Annotated in this window: 1 protein-coding gene; it reads right to left on the reverse strand. The window is 46.1% G+C overall.

Annotation, left to right across the window (positions count from 1 at the left end):
* Positions 1-92 precede the first annotated feature (92 nt).
* A partial coding sequence (gene guaA, locus LD39_RS19820; RefSeq protein ID WP_035552482.1) for a glutamine-hydrolyzing GMP synthase occupies positions 93-1,565 on the reverse strand: 1,473 nt, incomplete at its 5' end.

Here is a 1,565-nt window from a genome sequence, read left to right on the forward strand (position 1 = left end):
TTGTTTGATTTTTTTCTATCATACAATCAATCGACACGGTTCGTCAAGCCTATTCCCGAACATTAACAACAAACTTCAATAGCATCGTTCGCTTATTCCCATTCGATTGTTGCAGGCGGCTTACTCGTTACGTCATACACGACGCGGTTGATATGATCGACTTCATTCACGATTCGTGTAGAGATTTTCTCAAGTACATCCCAAGGAATGCGTGCCCAATCCGATGTCATACCGTCAATTGAGGTCACCGCGCGGATTGCGATGGTGTAATCATATGTCCGCTCATCCCCCATGACGCCAACGGAGCGAATGTCAGGAAGCGCGGTAAAGTATTGCCAGATTTCACGTTCAAGACCCGCATTTTTTACTTCTTCACGAAGAATCGCATCCGATTCGCGAACAATTTCGAGCTTCTCTTCTGTAACCTCTCCAAGTACCCGAATTCCTAGACCTGGTCCTGGGAATGGCTGGCGCCAAACGATATGATCAGGTACGCCTAACTCTGTTCCGAGCGCACGTACTTCATCCTTGAACAACGTATTCAATGGTTCAATCAATTCGAACTGCATATCTTCCGGCAGTCCGCCGACGTTGTGGTGAGATTTGATCGTCTGTGCCGTTTCCGTACCGCTTTCAATGATATCGGTATAAAGCGTTCCCTGTGCTAGATAGTCGATATCTTTCAGTTTTTCCGCTTCGTCGTCAAAGACATAAATGAATTCATTGCCAATGATCTTACGTTTTTGTTCTGGGTCAGAAACGCCCTTCAGTTTACTCATGAAACGATCTTTTGCATCTACTTTTATGATGTTCATGTGGAATCCGTCTCCAAGTGTACGCATCACGTCATCTGCTTCATTTTTACGCAACAGACCATGATCGACGAAAATACACGTCAACTGATCACCGATCGCTTTATGAATAAGTGCTGCTACGACAGAGGAATCCACTCCTCCACTCAAAGCACACAGAACTTTTTTATCGCCGACTTGCTCACGGATCTTTTCGACTTCCATTTCAACGACATGCTCCATTGTCCAATCGTCCGTTGCATCACAGACGTCGAACACGAAACTGCGTAGGATGTCATTGCCATATTCAGAGTGACGAACTTCTGGATGGAACTGGACGCCATACATTTTCGCCTCTTCATTGCTCATTGCAGCGACAGGACAGGAGGGGCTTGTTGCATCCACTTGGAACCCTGCAGGAGGATCGATGACTTTGTCACTGTGACTCATCCAAACCGTTTGTTCTTTCGGTGTTTTACGGAAAAGGACAGGGTCTTCTGCAATGTTGATATCCGCTTTACCGTATTCACGTTCCTTTGCACGTTCGACTTTCCCATCGAAGTGGTGGGTCATCAGCTGCATGCCGTAGCAGATGCCGAGAACCGGAATGCCTAGTTCAAACAGATCCTCATCACAACGGAAGCTGTTCTCTCCGTAGACACTGTTCGGTCCACCGGATAAAATGATTCCACTCGGATTCAATTCTTTAATTTCATCGATGCTGATTTTGTGAGAACGAAGCTCACTATACACACCGAATTCACGAATACGGCG

It is taken from the genome of Halobacillus sp. BBL2006 (assembly GCF_000786645.1).
Taxonomy (GTDB): Bacteria; Bacillota; Bacilli; order Bacillales; family Halobacillaceae; genus Halobacillus.